This window comes from Roseburia sp. AF15-21 (genome assembly GCF_003479505.1).
Classification (GTDB): Bacteria; Bacillota; Clostridia; order Lachnospirales; family Lachnospiraceae; genus Roseburia_C; species Roseburia_C amylophila.
This window is the reverse complement of record NZ_QUHG01000003.1, coordinates 384516-400000: the sequence shown is the minus strand read 5'-3', so window position 1 is coordinate 400000 and position 15485 is coordinate 384516. Positions and strand designations below refer to the sequence as shown.

Sequence of the window (15485 nt, the reverse complement as noted above, 5' to 3'; positions counted from 1 at the left end):
TGTAATCTCTGCATCTTCCGGTCCTTCTACTTCAAATTCCACACCGTTTTCGGATGCTACCATATTTGTAACTGCAGTTCCTGGAACAGATTCATATACAAACATTCCATTTCTCTCTAATTTGGTAATCTCACGAAATGTCTTAACTTTGTACAAATCTCCCGCATGTTCAAAATTGTCCAGTTTGGATTTTGCTCCCAGTGTATAATCTCCAAAACTGATTGTTCCGTTTGCTTCTGAACGAATTAATTCTGCAACTACAGCCATTTTTTATCCTCCTATAAGCCACTATCCCACGATGGCTTTTTCGTAAATTTTATGAAAATATTATAGCTTATCTCGACACATTTTTCCAGTTATTTTGATGAATTCACAACGGTTTTTATTTCCTTTTTTACCATGCGGATTTCCACATCATCTCCCGGCTTGATTTTACCGGATAAAATCTCTTCTGCCAGCATATCTTCTATCTGTGTCTGTATCATACGCCGCAATGGTCTTGCTCCATATTTCGGATTGTATGCCTTCTCAGCAATGTATCCTTTTACGCTGCCGGTTATGGTCAGATGGATACCCATCTGTTTTTCACACCGGTCAATTAAAGATTTGCTTAAAATGGTGACAATCTTCTTCATGTCCTCTTTATTGAGAGCCCGGAATACAATGGTCTCGTCAATTCGGTTTAAGAACTCCGGCTTAAAGATTCTCTGGACTTCTTCCATTACACCATTTTTCATGTATTCATAATTCTTCTTTTCATCTTCGCCTGCAGCAAATCCAAGCTTCTTCGGTGCAATGATAGACTGCGCCCCTGCATTGGAAGTCATAATAATAATCGTATTCTTAAAATCTACCCGTCTGCCCTGGGCATCTGTAATCTGTCCATCATCCAGTACCTGAAGCAATACATTAAATACATCCGGGTGTGCCTTTTCAATTTCATCAAAAAGAATAACAGAATATGGTTTTCTTCTGACCTTTTCGCTGAGCTGGCCGCCTTCTTCATAACCTACATAACCTGGCGGTGAACCAATCATTTTAGAAACACTGTGCTTCTCCATGTACTCTGACATATCAACACGAATCATTGCCTGCTCATCGCCAAAGACAGCCTCTGCCAGTGCCTTTGTTATCTCTGTTTTACCAACTCCGGTCGGTCCTAAGAAAAGGAAGGAACCTATCGGACGATGCGGATCTTTTAATCCTACCCGTCCTCTTCTGACTGCTCTTGCCACTGCACTGACTGCCTCTTCCTGTCCTACTACACGCTTATGCAGTGTCTTTTCCAGACGGTTGAGACGTGCAGCCTCGCCCTCTGCCAGTCTCTTCACCGGTATCTTTGTCCAGTCAGATACAATTTCTGCAATTTCATTTTCTCCGACAACCAGTTTCTTCTTGTCTGCATCCCGATGGTATTTTTCCACCTGCTTTTCGTATTTCTTCCGGGCAGCTTCCTTCTCCTTGCGGATTGCCCCGGCATCTTCAAACCGCTGTTCCATCAATGCCGTCTCCATATCGTCCTCTAACTGAGCAATCTTACGCTCCAGTTCACTAATCTTCTCCGGCATTTTAAATCCGCCAAGGCGAACCTTCGAGGAAGCCTCATCCATCAAATCAATGGCCTTATCCGGCAGATAACGGTCTGCAATATAACGGGCAGACAGCTTCACTGCGGCTTCAATTCCGGCATCTGTAATCTGTACATGATGATGTTTCTCATAGCGTTCTCTTAATCCCTTTAATATTTCTATTGCCTGCTCTTCCGTCGGTTCTTCCACCGTTACCGGCTGGAAACGACGTTCCAGGGCTGCATCTTTTTCAATATATTTACGGTATTCTTCTAATGTGGTTGCTCCGATTAATTGTATTTCTCCACGGGCAAGGGATGGCTTTAAAATATTGGATGCATCAATAGCACCTTCCGCTCCACCTGCTCCGATAATGGTATGAAGTTCATCTATGAAAAGAAGTACATTTCCTGCTTCTGTCACTTCACGAATGACTTTCTTAATCCGCTCTTCAAATTCTCCACGGTATTTAGAGCCTGCTACCATTCCGGATAAATCCAGTGTTACCACTCGTTTTCCCCGGACTGTATCCGGAACCAGTCCGGATGCAATACGCTGGGCAAGTCCTTCTGCAATAGCTGTCTTTCCAACTCCCGGCTCTCCAATCAGGCATGGATTATTTTTCGTCCTGCGGCTTAAAATCTGAATCACGCGGGCAATCTCTGCCTCTCTGCCAATCACCGGGTCTATCTCACCATAGGCTGCCATAGCAGTTAAATCCCTGGAATACTGATCTAAGGTTGGCGTTACTTCTACTGCTTTCTTTTTTCCGGATTTGCTTGCCGCAATCTCCTCTTTATAGTGGTTTACGTCTTCTCCCATGGCTACCAGAGTCTCGATATAAATCTTCTGGATATTCACACCCAGTGTATTCAACAGACGTACACCGGCACAGTCTGCCTCTTTCAATAATGCAATTAAAAGGTGTTCTGTTCCGATATTCTCATTGTCAAAACGCTCTGCCTCCTGGTCAGCGGTCTCAATGATATGCTGAATCCTTGGAGAATAACCTTTCCGGTCTAATACTGCCACATCCGAAGATGGAGCGATTAAATCTTCTATCAGTTCTACCAGACGGGTTTCTTCTACTCCCGCATCCATCAGAACACAGGCAGCTACTCCACTGCCTTCTTTTAGCAATCCCAGTAAAAGGTGCTCTGTTCCAATATAATTATGATGCATGCTTCTGGCTGCCTTTGTCGTCAGTTCTATTACTTTTTGCGCTTGTTTTGTATATGGTTTATGCATAAAATCCTCCTGTCACTACGCGCCAATTCTCTTATAAATCATTTAAATCCATTACTTCAATATCATCATCTGATGATTCTTTTTCAATAAAGTCATCATGGCTTGCAAAGATTCCATTATCTTCATCATCGTCATCAAAAATATCTTTGCTCCGCCGTTTCTTCTCTTTTTTTTCTCTCTTTTCCTTTTCACGTTTCTTTCTGCCGGACATAAATTCCGGTTCTTCTTCAAATTCTTCCATAAAGTCAGTTTCGCCTAACCGTTCTGCCACTTCTTCCGGTAACTGAGCGGCGGAATCCGCTTCTTCTTTTTCTTCTGACTCTGCTTTCTCCGGTAAATCCTTCACTGCACTGGTCTCTTTTTCTTCGACCGGTTCTTCTTCGACTTTACCGGCATCTTCTACGAATTTCTGTTTCTTCTTTGCCTTTCTGCGTTTTTCTTCTTCAAAGATATCTACTGCTTCTTCGATTTCATCATCGTCCTCTTCTTCATAACCTCTTCTTCCACGAAGCAACAGATTAATAATGATAAAAATAAGAATTACGATTACTACAATTAATCCGGCAATAATTTTTAAATCCCGGTCTTTTCTAGCGGTATATTTGTCATTTAAGTCATTTAATGCATTCTGAAGATAGGTGGTATCGGTATCCTCCTCCGTGCTGTCACTGTACTGGTATTCGCTGAAGGTTCCATCACTGGTATTGTAATTATACCAGCCTTCCTGTCCATCATTTGTCATTCCATATACGGTATAAATATTTTCTGTATCTGTTGCGTATGCATCTTCAAATGTACTGTCCCCAACCTGAATAGGCGTGGTTGCTTCGCCCGGTACAAAGGAAGTCACTGCCGAAGGTGTCATTAAAATCAGATAATTATCCCCATTATCGATACGAATATATGGGCACACACTGCCATCGGTGCCATTTACCACATAAAAGCCTGCATTTCCTGCTGCATCTGTCATATATAAAAGAGATAAATTACCATTGTTAAAAGCAGCACCACGGTATTCAGCTCCCTGATAAGGCACCTGTGCTTCTGTAAAATCTGCCGGAATCTGTTCTGCTGCGAAATCTTCTGACACGGTATAGGCAGATACAGTATCGTCCGGTGTGGCTGTATCTGTGCCATTATCTGCTCCGGTATTATTGTCCGCCGGAGTATTGCCTGTGTCTGTGCTTGTTGTAGTATCTGTATTTGTTGTAGCACCTGTTGCAGACTTGGTTATGGTCAGATGATAAGTTGCAAGATTTCCATTCTCTGCCTGCACTACTACGTCAATCTTTGTATCTCCATCTGTTTTTAAGGTAGTGGTTCCCACCCCGGACTGAATCGTTGCTGCCGGATTTACCGTTTTTGCACTTACCGTCACGCTGCTTACATCCTGTCCTACCTGTACCGTATAGTACATACGGCTTCCTTCAAATGCAGGTGATAATGAACCCTCGGCTACTGTCAGTGTCTCCAGCGAATTATCCGCAGGACCTGCATATACCTGCATCGGCATTCCTGACATGGCAAAAATGCAAATCAATGTCATGAAAAGTATCTCTATCTTACGAATTGTTTTCTTCATTTTCCGTCTCCTTCAATTCCCTTTTTCTCCAAAACAACAGAAAATCTTCTTTTGATTTTCCTGTACAATATAATCAGTTTCATTATAGAAAACTATCGGGAATGCGTCAACCTCAATTCGAAAAACCATGTCGTACTTATCCCACGGATATGTCTAACGGTTTGCCCTGATTAACCATCCCCACACAACTCCGGCAAGAGAAAGACCTGCTGTAATTGCTGCTCTGTGGTTCCAGTCTGTAATATCCTGTCCCAGCAAAGCTGCCAGCAGTAATAATGTTCCGCCGCTTACCATAAGGGCTGCAAGAGCTGCAAGCACTATCATTTCCATTCTTGACGGATGTTTCTTTCCTCTTCTTACATGTACTGTATTATCACGCATAATTGTGACCTCCCTGTGTCTTTTTTCTTATCTTTTCCTTCGCTTTTCTGCCACTTTTCTGGTATTTTTCAGTGGCTTTGCTCTCTGATAAGATCATGTTACAACAGGATGTGTCCCATATTTCGTACCTATATTATGTAAACTTATTTCCAAATTTTTTCTAAATACTTTGTTCCGAATCCAACCTTTTACAATAAATATAACGCTTGATAAACACCATAACCTGTCCGTCAGCTTCTTTGGATGCATAACAATGCAAAAGAGTTCTGCCGGCACAACACCCACAAAACTCTTTTCTCATATCCGTTATATTACTTTATTATTCGCTCTTTGTCTAATTTGCCGTACTGCCTCATAGAGCAATACGCTTACAGCTACCAGCAGACATCCCCACTGGTTCGCACTGAAAATCTTTCTGTCTTCATAATACCTCAGATAATCCAGTACGAATTTTAATATCGCATACAGCAACAGACTCTTTGGAATTATACCATTCCTTCTTCGTTCTGCCATCCTGTGAAGCAACAAAAACGCCAGCAGAAATAAGATCGTCTCTGCCAGCTGGACCGGAAAAAGGTATTCCCCCGCTGCTCCATTATCAAGATAGCGGATACTGCCAGGTCCCTGATATCTCATGCCAACACAACAGCCTGCAAAAAAGCAGCCTAGCTTTGAAACCGCATACATCAGTCCCAATGCCAGCACATATGCAGTCCATAGCTCTATCTTATGTTCCTTACTGATTTTTGTAAAAATCCACACACCGAGCAGGATGCCCGCCATACCGCCAAGACTGGAAAAACCAAATGTTTCTACTTTACCCTGTTCTGCCAGCTGCACAATAAAGGTATAAAATGCTCCAAAATATAATGCCAGGACTGTATTCAAAAGCTCTGAATAAAAGATATGACTGCCCCTTACTCCTGCTTTTTTCAAATACCATGTGACATAAAGATATGCCAGTACAAAGCTTAAGAGAAAACAGATAAAATACGGCGAAATTCTCCAGTGCAAAATCGTAATATCTATCATTTATTTTCCTGCCTCATCAGCCCGGACAGTTTCGGACACAGCTTATGAATGCCAGCCCACAGGCAATAATTGTTACTGCTATAAATACTACTACAAGAATGGCAAGTGCAATATAAAGCCACATCAGCACTTTACCAAATACACTCTGCGGATATTTTACACGGACCAAAATCATAAGTACCAGTGCTGCAATTCCACAGCCAGCCATAAGAAAAGTCAGAATTGAACCTAATACATAGCTGCTTGCGATATTATAATAAATTTCTTCTTTTCCTGCATCAAACAACAGTCCCAGAATAATATTCTTAATAAAAATTACTGCCATCGGTGCAAACATCAAAATCATGGAAATAATACATAATTTGTCTGCCTGCTTCTTATCTTCCGGAGAGAGCTCCGGTCGTGGCATTTTTCCCTGTCGTGGCGGCATATTCGTTGGCATCGGCGGTCTCTGCTGCATCTGCATGTTTGATGGCATCGGTCTGCCCTGTTGCATCTGCATATTCGGCGGCATTGGTCCACCTTGCTGCGGCGGCATATTCGGTGGCATCGGCGGTCTCTGCTGTGACGGCATGTTTGGTGGCATCTGGTTCCACTGATTATTCATAATTTATCCCTTTACCCTTTCTCAATACATATTACATTTCCTGCAACTTTTATTAGAGTGCTTTCTTCTCTTTAATCGGCTGTTTTTCATCACAACTATAGGTCAGTTTCTCTCCATAGGTCTGCTCGTAAACAGCTTTCCACGCTTCATAATTCTTATCCCGCATCTCACAGGAATTCTGTGCACGCTTTTTATTCGGATCCGGATAAATCGGTTCACAGAAATGCACCGTATATTCCTGCACATAGAATCCGTCATCATCTAAAACATCACTGTCTTCCATGGTAATAAATACCGGAAGTACCGGCTTATTATTTCTGGCAGCGAAGGTAAATGCGCCCTTCTGCAACGGTCTTGGTTTCCGGTAATTCCACCACATTCCCTGCTCCGGATAGACAAGTACAAACTGATTTTTCTCTAATACCCTGTCTACGGCAGCAATAAATTTCTCCATGGTCTTAAAATTAGAGCTTAACGGCAGTGTGTTGCAATGGCGCATTAACACTCCGTAAAATCCCGGAAATCCGGTATAATTGCCTTCCCGGATTACACGGTACATTTTTTTCTTTTTCAATTTACCCTGCTCGAAGGCAAGCTGGATGGCAAAGCTGTCAAATGCATTGAAATGGTTACAGGTAATGACTGCTCCGTCTGCTACTTTTTCAAGATTTTCAATGCCTTTGTATTCTTTGATTATCAACTGCTTTTTCTTTATCAGCATATTGACAAACCATCTTGCTACTTTAAATGCATATTTGGTCTGTGTCTTGCTCTTTAAACTTCTTGGAAGATAATTAATATCTTCCGGCATCAGAACCGGTGCCGGTGGATTTTCTTCTGCATCTTCTGAAAATCTTCCTTCCCGCTCCAGTTCCTCTATGTGAGCAAGCAGCGCAAGCTTACTTTCTGATTTTCCGGCTTTTTCCATCTTGCGAAGATAATTATCTTCTCTGTTAATCTCAGATACCGCAAGCTGGATTAATTTCTCACCAGACACACTGTCATTGCGGCGCTGCTCATCGGTATAATTAGCAAGTCCTTCTTTTATGGCATCATAATCCGCTGTCATCTTCGCATATTTCCAGAAATACTCTGCCAGACGGCAGTCTTCATAATGCCATGGTTTGGCTGCCATATTAAAATGGAATAATCCCACCTCTTCTTCCGGGCAGGCAAGTTCTCCAAATACCTGTGCATTCCACTTCGGTTCCATATAAAGCACCTGATTCTTGCAAATCAGATTCAGGTAATCCTGATCCTGCGCTACCACAAAAAGATAGATGTGAAGCATCTCTAAGAATTCATCTAAAAGATGATTTTCACGGAACTGACTGCAGTTCATCAGCATTACTCCGGCGTTGAAATATCTGGCACGCTTTACGCCTAATACCTTTTCTACATAATCACCTAAGATATCTGTCTGTGCTACCACACGGTCCGGACAGACTCCGGCATATAATTTACCAAGCTTATGGTCATATAATTCTGCAACATTTCCCACTACGATGGTATCGCTGTCAATATAAAGTGCCTTGCGGTACTGTGGAAACATATCCGGAATAAAAAGCCGGAAATATGTTGTGTTGGAATAATAGTCACGAATCGGAAGCTTATCTGCAATGCTCCTCATCTTGTCTGTAACATCCACAAAATCAATTGCAAATTCTTCATCTGCCATGGCAAGCACTTTTGCCTGGGTTGCTTCCGTAATTCCCATATGTAAAATGTAAATATGATATTTCCGGCTGCGGTCTGCATTTTCCATGATGGACTTCATGGAAACCATCGTATATTTTACAAATCCTTCATCGCAGGCAAAGAAAATCGGTATCTCCGCTTTCTTCCCATACTGTGATAAACTCTTCATTTCCATAAATTAACTCCTTACCTCTTAGTGTCCTGTTCAAATTTCTTTTTCAGATAAATATATTCGAACAGAATATCATCAAACGCTTCATACTTAAAAATTCTGTGAATTGCACTGACATTCCACTGCTTAATATTTGCCGTATGCGGATATGGCAGATAAAAAAGCCGTTTGGAAAAATGTCTGATTATTGTACTCTTATGTAAGAACTTCTGGTCATTATATTTCTGCGGCAGCATTTTCTTTGCCGTGGTACTTCTGTATACTGCATCCTGATCCGCAAACAGTAATTTTTTTGTCTTAATGAGATGTCTTGCTTTTTCAAAAAGGCCTGTTTTCTTAATCTCTGCCATATTAAAAAGCAATACTCCCGCATTGATATAGTTTGGATTGATTAAATATTTTCCATAGTGGTCTCTTGCTGCAGCATACTCATACCCCTTTACATCAATGTCATATAAAAGCTCCGGCTCCCGGTTAAATAAAATATCTGCATCCAGATAAAGAAGCTTATCCGGGATTTCCGGAATCTTATCTGCAAACAGACGAAGCAGGGTATATGGTGAACAATACGCACCTTCGTTCGGACAGCCTGCAAATTCTTCTTTATAAATATCTGTCACATCAATCTTGATTACAATATTTTCTTTGTTATAGGACTTTGCTACCTCATTTAAAAATGCAATCTGCTCATCACTCACCGGCAGAAAATCCTCTCTTAAATGTGATACATCCATTGTAAAAATGTAGATGCGGTATGGCTCTGTCGATTTCGTCCGCATAAAAATGGACAGCATCCCGGTCAGTATTCCATCAAATACTTTGACATTCCCCGAAAATAGAATATTTCTCATACATCACCTTTTTTGATATAAGTAGCAAGTACAAGGGTGTTCCTGCTGCTTCTTTCTTTCATCTGTTCATAAACCCTGTTTCTAAGGTCTGCTTTCTGCTCTTTTCCACGCAATTTCGCATCCGGATAAAACGGACCATCCACATAGGTTACTATCTGCGGCTTTTTACTATGCTTCCGTTTCTGATATGTATTGGTAAAACAGATTACCGGGCATTGATACTGCACCGGATAACGGAAGGAAGAATCCTTAAAAGGACGTATCTTCGTATAATAAGGCCAGATATGTGCCTCCGGATATATCATCACGCATTTTTTCGCAGTGATTTTCTTTCCGATTTCTTCTAAGAAATGTTTCATGGCATCCTTATCATCCGGCAGCGGCAACGCCCCAAGATATGGCGTTACTTTTCCGAAAAAGGGCATAGAAACATTATTCGGATGCACAATCACATATACATCCGTCGGATGTGCCAGCATTGTGGGAATCAATGCATCTGCTCCTGCATTGGTATGATTTCCGTAGAGGAAAAATCCCTGTCCCTTTAACGCTTTTATTTTTTCCCATCCCACTATCTTATGACGGTATTTTATCTTTAAAAAGCACCATGCCACCGGTTTTGCAATGAGATTATAACAGATAAAATGTAATAATTTCCTTCCCAAGCTGTCCTGGCTGTACTGATATGTTCCATCAATTTTCTTCGCAGTTATCTTTGCTTCCGAAAATTCATCCTCTAATTCATTTTCATAGTAGTATACTCGCATATCCCACAGTTTACTATTTCTTGCTATTTTTTGCAACTTTTCTGAACAAAGAATGTGCCTTGGCACATTCTCGCGCCTGCGGCGGTCGCTTACGACATCTACCTTATACGCCGCAGTGCGCATCCTCGCAGAGCGTTTTTACTTTACAGGAAAGCAATTTTCTGTAAAGTAAAAACGCTCCTGACAAAGTATGCCAGAAGCTGCTTTTTGCATTTTAATATTTTACATGGAAGCCCCGTTCCGTCTCATCCAGTGGAAGTTCTTTTCTGTCCATGCTGCAGATTTCGATGTAACGGTCCTGGCAGAGTCTTTGAATTATCATATCAATTTCTTCCGGCAGTCCCTGCAATTCTGCCTGTACCGAGCCGTCATATTCATTGCGCACCCAACCAGTCACACCAAAATACCCCGCCAGATGCGACATGCGATAGCGGAATCCCACACCCTGGACATATCCGTTAAACTGATAAAAAACACGAATTTTTCTATTTTCTGACATACGACCACCTCTCTTTATCATTCCAATGGTATCAATCTCTTCCATCCAGACTAACGTGCCCGTTGCCTTTTTAAGTTTCTGATTAACTGCGGCGTATGTAATGCCAGTATCCGGTTGACCTGATTGACAACATGTGAATTATTTAACACATATACGATTCCAGCACTTAATCCTAACAGGATAAAAAATGCTATCCAGCCCCAGTCACCTAGATAATCATAGATTCCGGCAAACATCAGAATATCCCGTAAAATCCGGTGCAGCATATATACCGGCATGGTATTCTGTCCGATTGCTGACAACCTTGTCTTTCCTCTCGGAATGCAAAACATAATTGCCCAGGAAATAAGAAATGCTGCAATCATCAGGGAAAGGCGGACCATCGGTCCTTTCCACACTTCTTCCAGTTCATAATAGGATATATTTTCATATACCATTCCCAGGGAATCTTTCAACCTTGCTCCATATGCCAGAATAAAGATACAGATTGCCTCCGCGCATGGAACCACCAGTCTCTGAAACTTTGGCTGCAATGCTTTTTCCAGTGTCTTCTGCTCCAGAAAATAGCCCAGATAGAAAAACGGTCCAAATACCAGAATTCGTGACAGACATAAAAAGTCCCCCACATTTTTAAAATAGCCAGCTGTTAATGCCAGCACTACCGTAAGCAAAAGAACCGGCACCGCTTTACATTTACGGACAAGTGGTATCGTCAGATACCATACAATCATTGCAAATAAATACCACGGTGCACCACTTTGGGAAAAGAAATCTATCTCCGTAAATTTTTCAAATCCCGCAATGGCATATACTATCTGAATTGCCACAACGAACACAACATATGCTTTCAGCAGATACAATATTTTCTTAAAATTATACTGTCCATTTTTATAAATTTTCTTGGCAAAATAGCCGGAGATAAATACAAAAAGCGGCATATGAAATACATAGATGAGCCGTTTCACCACCACCAATGGATTGTCTCCACGGATAGGGAGCAGGAAATGTCCCAGCACAACTAAGAATATCAATACCGCTTTTAAATTATCAAAAAAATAGTCTCTTTCTTTATTCATCCTTTTACATCCTCGCATTACCGAAAATGTATTATAGAACTTTTGCGGGAGATGTCAAGATTTTTTATCATTTAGGGAGAATCTGCCCGAGAATAAAGAATGTGCCTTGGCACATTCTCGCGCCTGCGGCGGTCGCTTGCGGCATCTACCTTATACGCCGCAGTGCGCATCCTCGCGGAGCGTTTTTTACTTTACAGGAAAGCAATTTCCTGTAAAGTAAAAAAGGGTACTTGAAAAGCCAAGTACCCTAGTGTATAATTTACTTAGAAAGGTAATCGGATATGCTCCGATTTGCCCTCAGTGAAAACTATTTTTGAAATAGCATCTACTTTTGGACGAGTGGGATGCTATTTCTTTTTATTATTATGATTATCTATGTAAGATAGCGCCGCGAATATTACTAGCAACAAAGTAAGAACTTCTATTGTGTTCATAGGGCATCACCCTCCTTTACCAACTAGAGGGCATCTAATAATCGGAAAACACATCCTGCTTTCTTTTTCAATTATACATTAATATTATACCATGTGAAGAACATATGTTCAATAAGTTTGTTTTTAATTATCTATCTTCATCTTTCCGTACAATCCCTTCTCCATCAAACTCCGGGATAAAGCTCTCCTCTGCCACATCTCCTTCCTGGATGAAGCCATTTTCAATGCCAAGTTCAATCGCATAATCCACCACCGCATCATATTCCGCTTCCGTTACCCGGCGGCTTAATTCCGGATACTCCCTGCACTGTGGCAGCGGCGTATACTGATTCATAATGCTGATAAAAATCTGACCGCCATAGGTCTTAAGAAGATAAGATATCACACGCTTGGAATCTTCCACACAGTCCGGCATAACAAGATGGCGCACAATGACGCCTTTTCTCATCAAAAGGAACTCCCCGGCTTCGCTGCGCTCCTGATATTCTGCTGCGTCAAATATCATATTATTCTGCTGTTCCGAAATTTTCTTTTTCTCATCTGCCGGAAATTCCGCACTGCTGCCTTCTTTGCCTGCTGCCCGTTCGAAAACAAATTCCGGTTTGCCTACCTGCCGCACCATTTCTGCAATCGCTGCACTGGCACAAGTAAAATAGTCCGCTGCATGGGAATACCTGCTGCTGATTGCGCTGTCAACATATTTTAAATCAGGAAGATAAATATCCACATAGCCCTCTAACAGGCGAAGTGTTTCCACCTTTTCATAGGAGCTGGTATTATAAACAATCGGAAGATAAAGTCCCTGCTGCTTTGCCTGCTTCAATGCCTCAACCACCTGTGGCACAAAATGTCCTGCCGTTACCAGATTGATATTATTTGCACCCTTTTCCTGCAATTCCAGGAAAATTTCTGCCAGCCGCTCTATACTTATTTCAATTCCAGCTTTTCCTGTGGCAATATTGTGATTCTGGCAGAAGATACAGCCTAAATTACAGCCGCTGAAAAATACCGTTCCGGAGCCATTCTGCCCGGAAATACACGGTTCTTCCCACATATGAAGTGCTGCTCTTGCAGCCTTTATAACTGCTGTCTGACCGCAGACTCCCATTTCACCTTTTTTACGATTTACGCCACATTCTCTTGGGCAGAGCATACAATTTTCCATCTCTTTTGCCTTTCCTTTATTTTTTCTTGCGGTTCTTCCCACTCCCGCCGGATTAGTCTTGCCTTTTCCGATTCTATCATATATAGTTATTCTTGTAGGATATTTTCTTATAATAACTATAACTTTTTTATATATCCTAACACAAATCTTTGAAATCACAAAGGAGTCTGACTATGAATACATCGATTCAAAACTGCATGGTTGCCCAGTCCGGTGGACCAACCGTTGCAATAAATGCAAGCCTTGCCGGTGTCATTAAAGGTGCTGCCGGCTGCTATGGCACTGTTTACGGTTCCGTAAATGGAATCTTAGGTATTTTAAATGAACATTATCTTAACCTTTCCGAAATTATGGAAGCGGACGAAAATGCATTAGAGCGTCTGATTCACACACCGGCAATGTACCTTGGTTCCTGCCGTTTTAAGCTGCCGGATTTTATGGATGATGATTCTTCTTATAACTATATTTTCAAGCAGTTTGAAAAGCTGAATATCGGTGCATTCTTCTATATCGGCGGAAATGATTCCATGGATACCGTATTAAAGCTTTCCGAATATGCCGAGCGTATCGGAAGCAATGTCCGCATTATTGGTATTCCAAAGACCATCGATAATGACCTGATGGTAACAGACCACACTCCGGGATTTGGCTCCGCCGCCAAATATATTGCATCTTCTTTACTTGAAATTGCACATGATACATTTATCTATGCCGTAAAGAGTGTAACAATCGTAGAAATTATGGGACGCGATGCCGGCTGGCTGACCGCCGCTTCCGCCCTTGCCAGAAACGAATACAGCGATGCGCCGCATCTTATTTATCTTCCGGAATGCAATTTTGATAAAGAGGAGTTCTTAACGGATGTGCGTGCTCTCTTAGAGGAACACAACAATATTATCATTGCAGTATCTGAGGGAATTCATGATGCAGAGGGCAATTACATCTGTGCTGGAGAAAGCATGGAAGATACCTTCGGTCACAGCCAGTTAAGCGGTGCCGGTAAAGCGTTGGAATATCTGATTAAAGACAATATCAACGTAAAAGTCCGTTCTGTAGAAGTAAATGTATTACAGCGCTGCGCTGCCCACCTTTCTTCTGCCACCGATTTAAATGAAGCTGTTGCTTCCGGTGAACATGCTGTTGCGTTTGCAAAACAGGGCATTACCGCTTCCATGGTAACCATGAACCGTACTTCCAATGCACCATATACCATCGAATATGGTTATGCAGAAATCAAGAACATTGCGAATGAAGCAAAATCCGTTCCGAGAGCATGGATTAACGAGCGCGGAAATGATGTTACTGAAGAAATGGTTGAATATCTTCTCCCACTGATTCAGGGCGAGACTTCCATTTCCTACGAAAATGGACTGCCAAATTATATGAACGTGTCACACCTGACTAACAAACGTTAGTTACCCGCATATTCAAAATCCGCTGTCCCGGTTAAGACATTTTAATCAGTCTTTTCCGATACAGCGGATTTTTACTCCGAAATCATCTCAATGAATTTGCCGACTTCAGCCCATGCCCGCTTGGATTCCGGCATCATAAGCATTGCCATCTGGAACACATGAAACATTCCTTCGTAAATGCTTAAGCGGACTTTTACGCCCTGCTTCTTTGCCTTCTCTGCTACGGATGTGGAATCACTTAAAAGCATCTCATAAGAACCAACCTGAATCAGCATTGGTGGAAATCCTATGAAGTCACCAAACAACGGTGAAATATAAGGATTCGTTTCGTCTGCGTCTCCCACATAATCCTTATTATAAATGAGACTGTCCCTTGTATTTCCAAATAACGGGTCACGCTCATAATTCGTATCATAGGATTCACCGCTGGCAGTCAGATCTGTCCAGGGAGACATGGCAATCAGTCCGCAGGGAAGTGCTTTCCCATGATCCTTTAAGTACATGCAAAGTGCCAATGCCAGTCCACCTCCGGCAGAATCACCTGCCACAATAATCTGTTCCGGCTTAAATCCACAGCTTAGCAGCCATTCATAGGCTTCCACCGTATCTTCCAATGCTGCCGGGAAAGGATGCTCTGGTGCCACGCGGTAATCGATGGTCAGCACACTGATTCCTTTTCCCACCTCACTGTAAAGTCCGGCAAAGGTACGGTAGGCATTTCGCATTTTTCCAATATACCCGCCACCATGCAGCTGCAGAACTACTTTATCTTCCCTTGGATTCTGCATGGAGGTTAAAAGCTCCATTTCAAACTGTGGCATCTTAATTTTCTGCATCAGAAAACAGTCCGGGCATTTCCACGCCGGTTCCACCATTTTCTTACGAAGCTCTCCGGTCTTTAATTTTCTTCCTATCAAGTTATCACTTGCAAAACGGGCAATTAGGTCACGGATGACTCTGCCCTGTACACTCGTCTTACTTTCTTCCATA

14 protein-coding genes (1 of these 14 only partly in view) are annotated in these 15485 nt (G+C 42.0%); 1 reads left to right on the top strand and 13 read right to left on the bottom strand.

The window, feature by feature from the left end; translation table 11 throughout:
- The 12 genes from DWW33_RS07015 to DWW33_RS06960 all read right to left on the bottom strand — a co-directional run.
- Window positions 1-267, bottom strand: the 5' portion of a protein-coding gene (locus DWW33_RS07015; RefSeq protein WP_117697630.1) for an endosialidase. Its footprint begins 147 nt before the window's first position; 267 of the gene's 414 nt are visible here — the first part of the coding sequence; the start codon lies at window positions 265-267; the stop codon falls past the left edge of the window.
- 89 nt (window positions 268-356) lie between these two features.
- A complete protein-coding gene (locus DWW33_RS07010; RefSeq protein ID WP_118173716.1) occupies window positions 357-2816 on the bottom strand; it encodes an ATP-dependent Clp protease ATP-binding subunit in 2460 nt (819 codons plus the stop codon).
- 31 nt (window positions 2817-2847) lie between these two features.
- Window positions 2848-4398: a cadherin-like beta sandwich domain-containing protein gene (locus DWW33_RS07005; RefSeq protein ID WP_118639146.1), complete on the bottom strand. Its 1551-nt coding sequence runs from the start codon at window positions 4396-4398 to the stop codon at window positions 2848-2850.
- Between the two features lie 153 nt (window positions 4399-4551).
- Window positions 4552-4779 (bottom strand): hypothetical protein, encoded by a 228-nt coding sequence (locus tag DWW33_RS07000; protein WP_022243971.1) that lies wholly within the window; start codon window positions 4777-4779, stop codon window positions 4552-4554.
- Between the two features lie 306 nt (window positions 4780-5085).
- Window positions 5086-5811 carry a prolipoprotein diacylglyceryl transferase family protein gene (locus DWW33_RS06995; protein WP_118088287.1) on the bottom strand — a complete coding sequence of 242 codons (726 nt, stop codon included), beginning with the start codon at window positions 5809-5811 and terminating at the stop codon, window positions 5086-5088.
- A 16-nt stretch (window positions 5812-5827) separates the two neighbouring features.
- Window positions 5828-6418: a hypothetical protein gene (locus tag DWW33_RS06990; RefSeq protein ID WP_118639145.1), complete on the bottom strand. Its 591-nt coding sequence runs from the start codon at window positions 6416-6418 to the stop codon at window positions 5828-5830.
- Window positions 6419-6470: 52 nt separating this feature from the next.
- A complete protein-coding gene (locus DWW33_RS06985) occupies window positions 6471-8291 on the bottom strand; it encodes a glycosyltransferase (RefSeq protein ID WP_118639144.1) in 1821 nt (606 codons plus the stop codon).
- A gap of 11 nt (window positions 8292-8302) precedes the next feature.
- Window positions 8303-9139, bottom strand: a complete 837-nt coding sequence (locus DWW33_RS06980; RefSeq protein WP_118639143.1) for a glycosyltransferase — start codon at window positions 9137-9139, stop codon at window positions 8303-8305.
- On the bottom strand, window positions 9136-9906 hold the full coding sequence (locus DWW33_RS06975) for a lysophospholipid acyltransferase family protein (protein WP_117697619.1): 771 nt from the start codon (window positions 9904-9906) through the stop codon (window positions 9136-9138). Before DWW33_RS06975 ends, DWW33_RS06980 begins: the two co-directional genes overlap by 4 nt.
- Window positions 9907-10120: 214 nt before the next feature.
- The gene (locus DWW33_RS06970) at window positions 10121-10405 is read right to left on the bottom strand and encodes an acylphosphatase (RefSeq protein ID WP_118639163.1); all 285 of its coding nucleotides are present in this window, start codon (window positions 10403-10405) and stop codon (window positions 10121-10123) included.
- Window positions 10406-10455: 50 nt separating this feature from the next.
- Window positions 10456-11481 carry an acyltransferase family protein gene (locus tag DWW33_RS06965; RefSeq protein WP_158565964.1) on the bottom strand — a complete coding sequence of 342 codons (1026 nt, stop codon included), beginning with the start codon at window positions 11479-11481 and terminating at the stop codon, window positions 10456-10458.
- Between the two features lie 561 nt (window positions 11482-12042).
- Window positions 12043-13080 carry a radical SAM protein gene (locus DWW33_RS06960; RefSeq protein ID WP_118639162.1) on the bottom strand — a complete coding sequence of 346 codons (1038 nt, stop codon included), beginning with the start codon at window positions 13078-13080 and terminating at the stop codon, window positions 12043-12045.
- A 173-nt stretch (window positions 13081-13253) separates the two neighbouring features.
- Between DWW33_RS06960 and DWW33_RS06955 the strand changes: the two genes are divergently transcribed.
- Window positions 13254-14495 (top strand): 6-phosphofructokinase, encoded by a 1242-nt coding sequence (locus tag DWW33_RS06955; protein ID WP_118088284.1) that lies wholly within the window; start codon window positions 13254-13256, stop codon window positions 14493-14495.
- 71 nt (window positions 14496-14566) lie between these two features.
- Here DWW33_RS06955 and DWW33_RS06950 read toward each other — a convergent pair whose 3' ends face one another.
- A complete protein-coding gene (locus DWW33_RS06950) occupies window positions 14567-15484 on the bottom strand; it encodes an alpha/beta hydrolase (protein ID WP_117840628.1) in 918 nt (305 codons plus the stop codon).
- Window position 15485 lies beyond the last annotated feature (1 nt).

Excerpts from the sequence above, each read along its gene's own strand:
- DWW33_RS06995 (WP_118088287.1), bottom strand. The coding sequence starts at position 5,811 with ATGATAGATATTACGATTTTGCACTGGAGAATTTCGCCGTATTTTATC.
- DWW33_RS07005 (WP_118639146.1), bottom strand. The coding sequence starts at position 4,398 with ATGAAGAAAACAATTCGTAAGATAGAGATACTTTTCATGACATTGATT.
- DWW33_RS06965 (WP_158565964.1), bottom strand. The coding sequence starts at position 11,481 with ATGAATAAAGAAAGAGACTATTTTTTTGATAATTTAAAAGCGGTATTG.
- DWW33_RS06970 (WP_118639163.1), bottom strand. The coding sequence starts at position 10,405 with ATGTCAGAAAATAGAAAAATTCGTGTTTTTTATCAGTTTAACGGATAT.
- DWW33_RS07000 (WP_022243971.1), bottom strand. The coding sequence starts at position 4,779 with ATGCGTGATAATACAGTACATGTAAGAAGAGGAAAGAAACATCCGTCA.
- DWW33_RS06960 (WP_118639162.1), bottom strand. The coding sequence starts at position 13,080 with ATGGAAAATTGTATGCTCTGCCCAAGAGAATGTGGCGTAAATCGTAAA.
- DWW33_RS06975 (WP_117697619.1), bottom strand. The coding sequence starts at position 9,906 with ATGCGAGTATACTACTATGAAAATGAATTAGAGGATGAATTTTCGGAA.
- DWW33_RS06955 (WP_118088284.1), top strand. The coding sequence starts at position 13,254 with ATGAATACATCGATTCAAAACTGCATGGTTGCCCAGTCCGGTGGACCA.
- DWW33_RS06990 (WP_118639145.1), bottom strand. The coding sequence starts at position 6,418 with ATGAATAATCAGTGGAACCAGATGCCACCAAACATGCCGTCACAGCAG.
- DWW33_RS06985 (WP_118639144.1), bottom strand. The coding sequence starts at position 8,291 with ATGGAAATGAAGAGTTTATCACAGTATGGGAAGAAAGCGGAGATACCG.
- DWW33_RS07010 (WP_118173716.1), bottom strand. The coding sequence starts at position 2,816 with ATGCATAAACCATATACAAAACAAGCGCAAAAAGTAATAGAACTGACG.
- DWW33_RS06950 (WP_117840628.1), bottom strand. The coding sequence starts at position 15,484 with ATGGAAGAAAGTAAGACGAGTGTACAGGGCAGAGTCATCCGTGACCTA.
- DWW33_RS06980 (WP_118639143.1), bottom strand. The coding sequence starts at position 9,139 with ATGAGAAATATTCTATTTTCGGGGAATGTCAAAGTATTTGATGGAATA.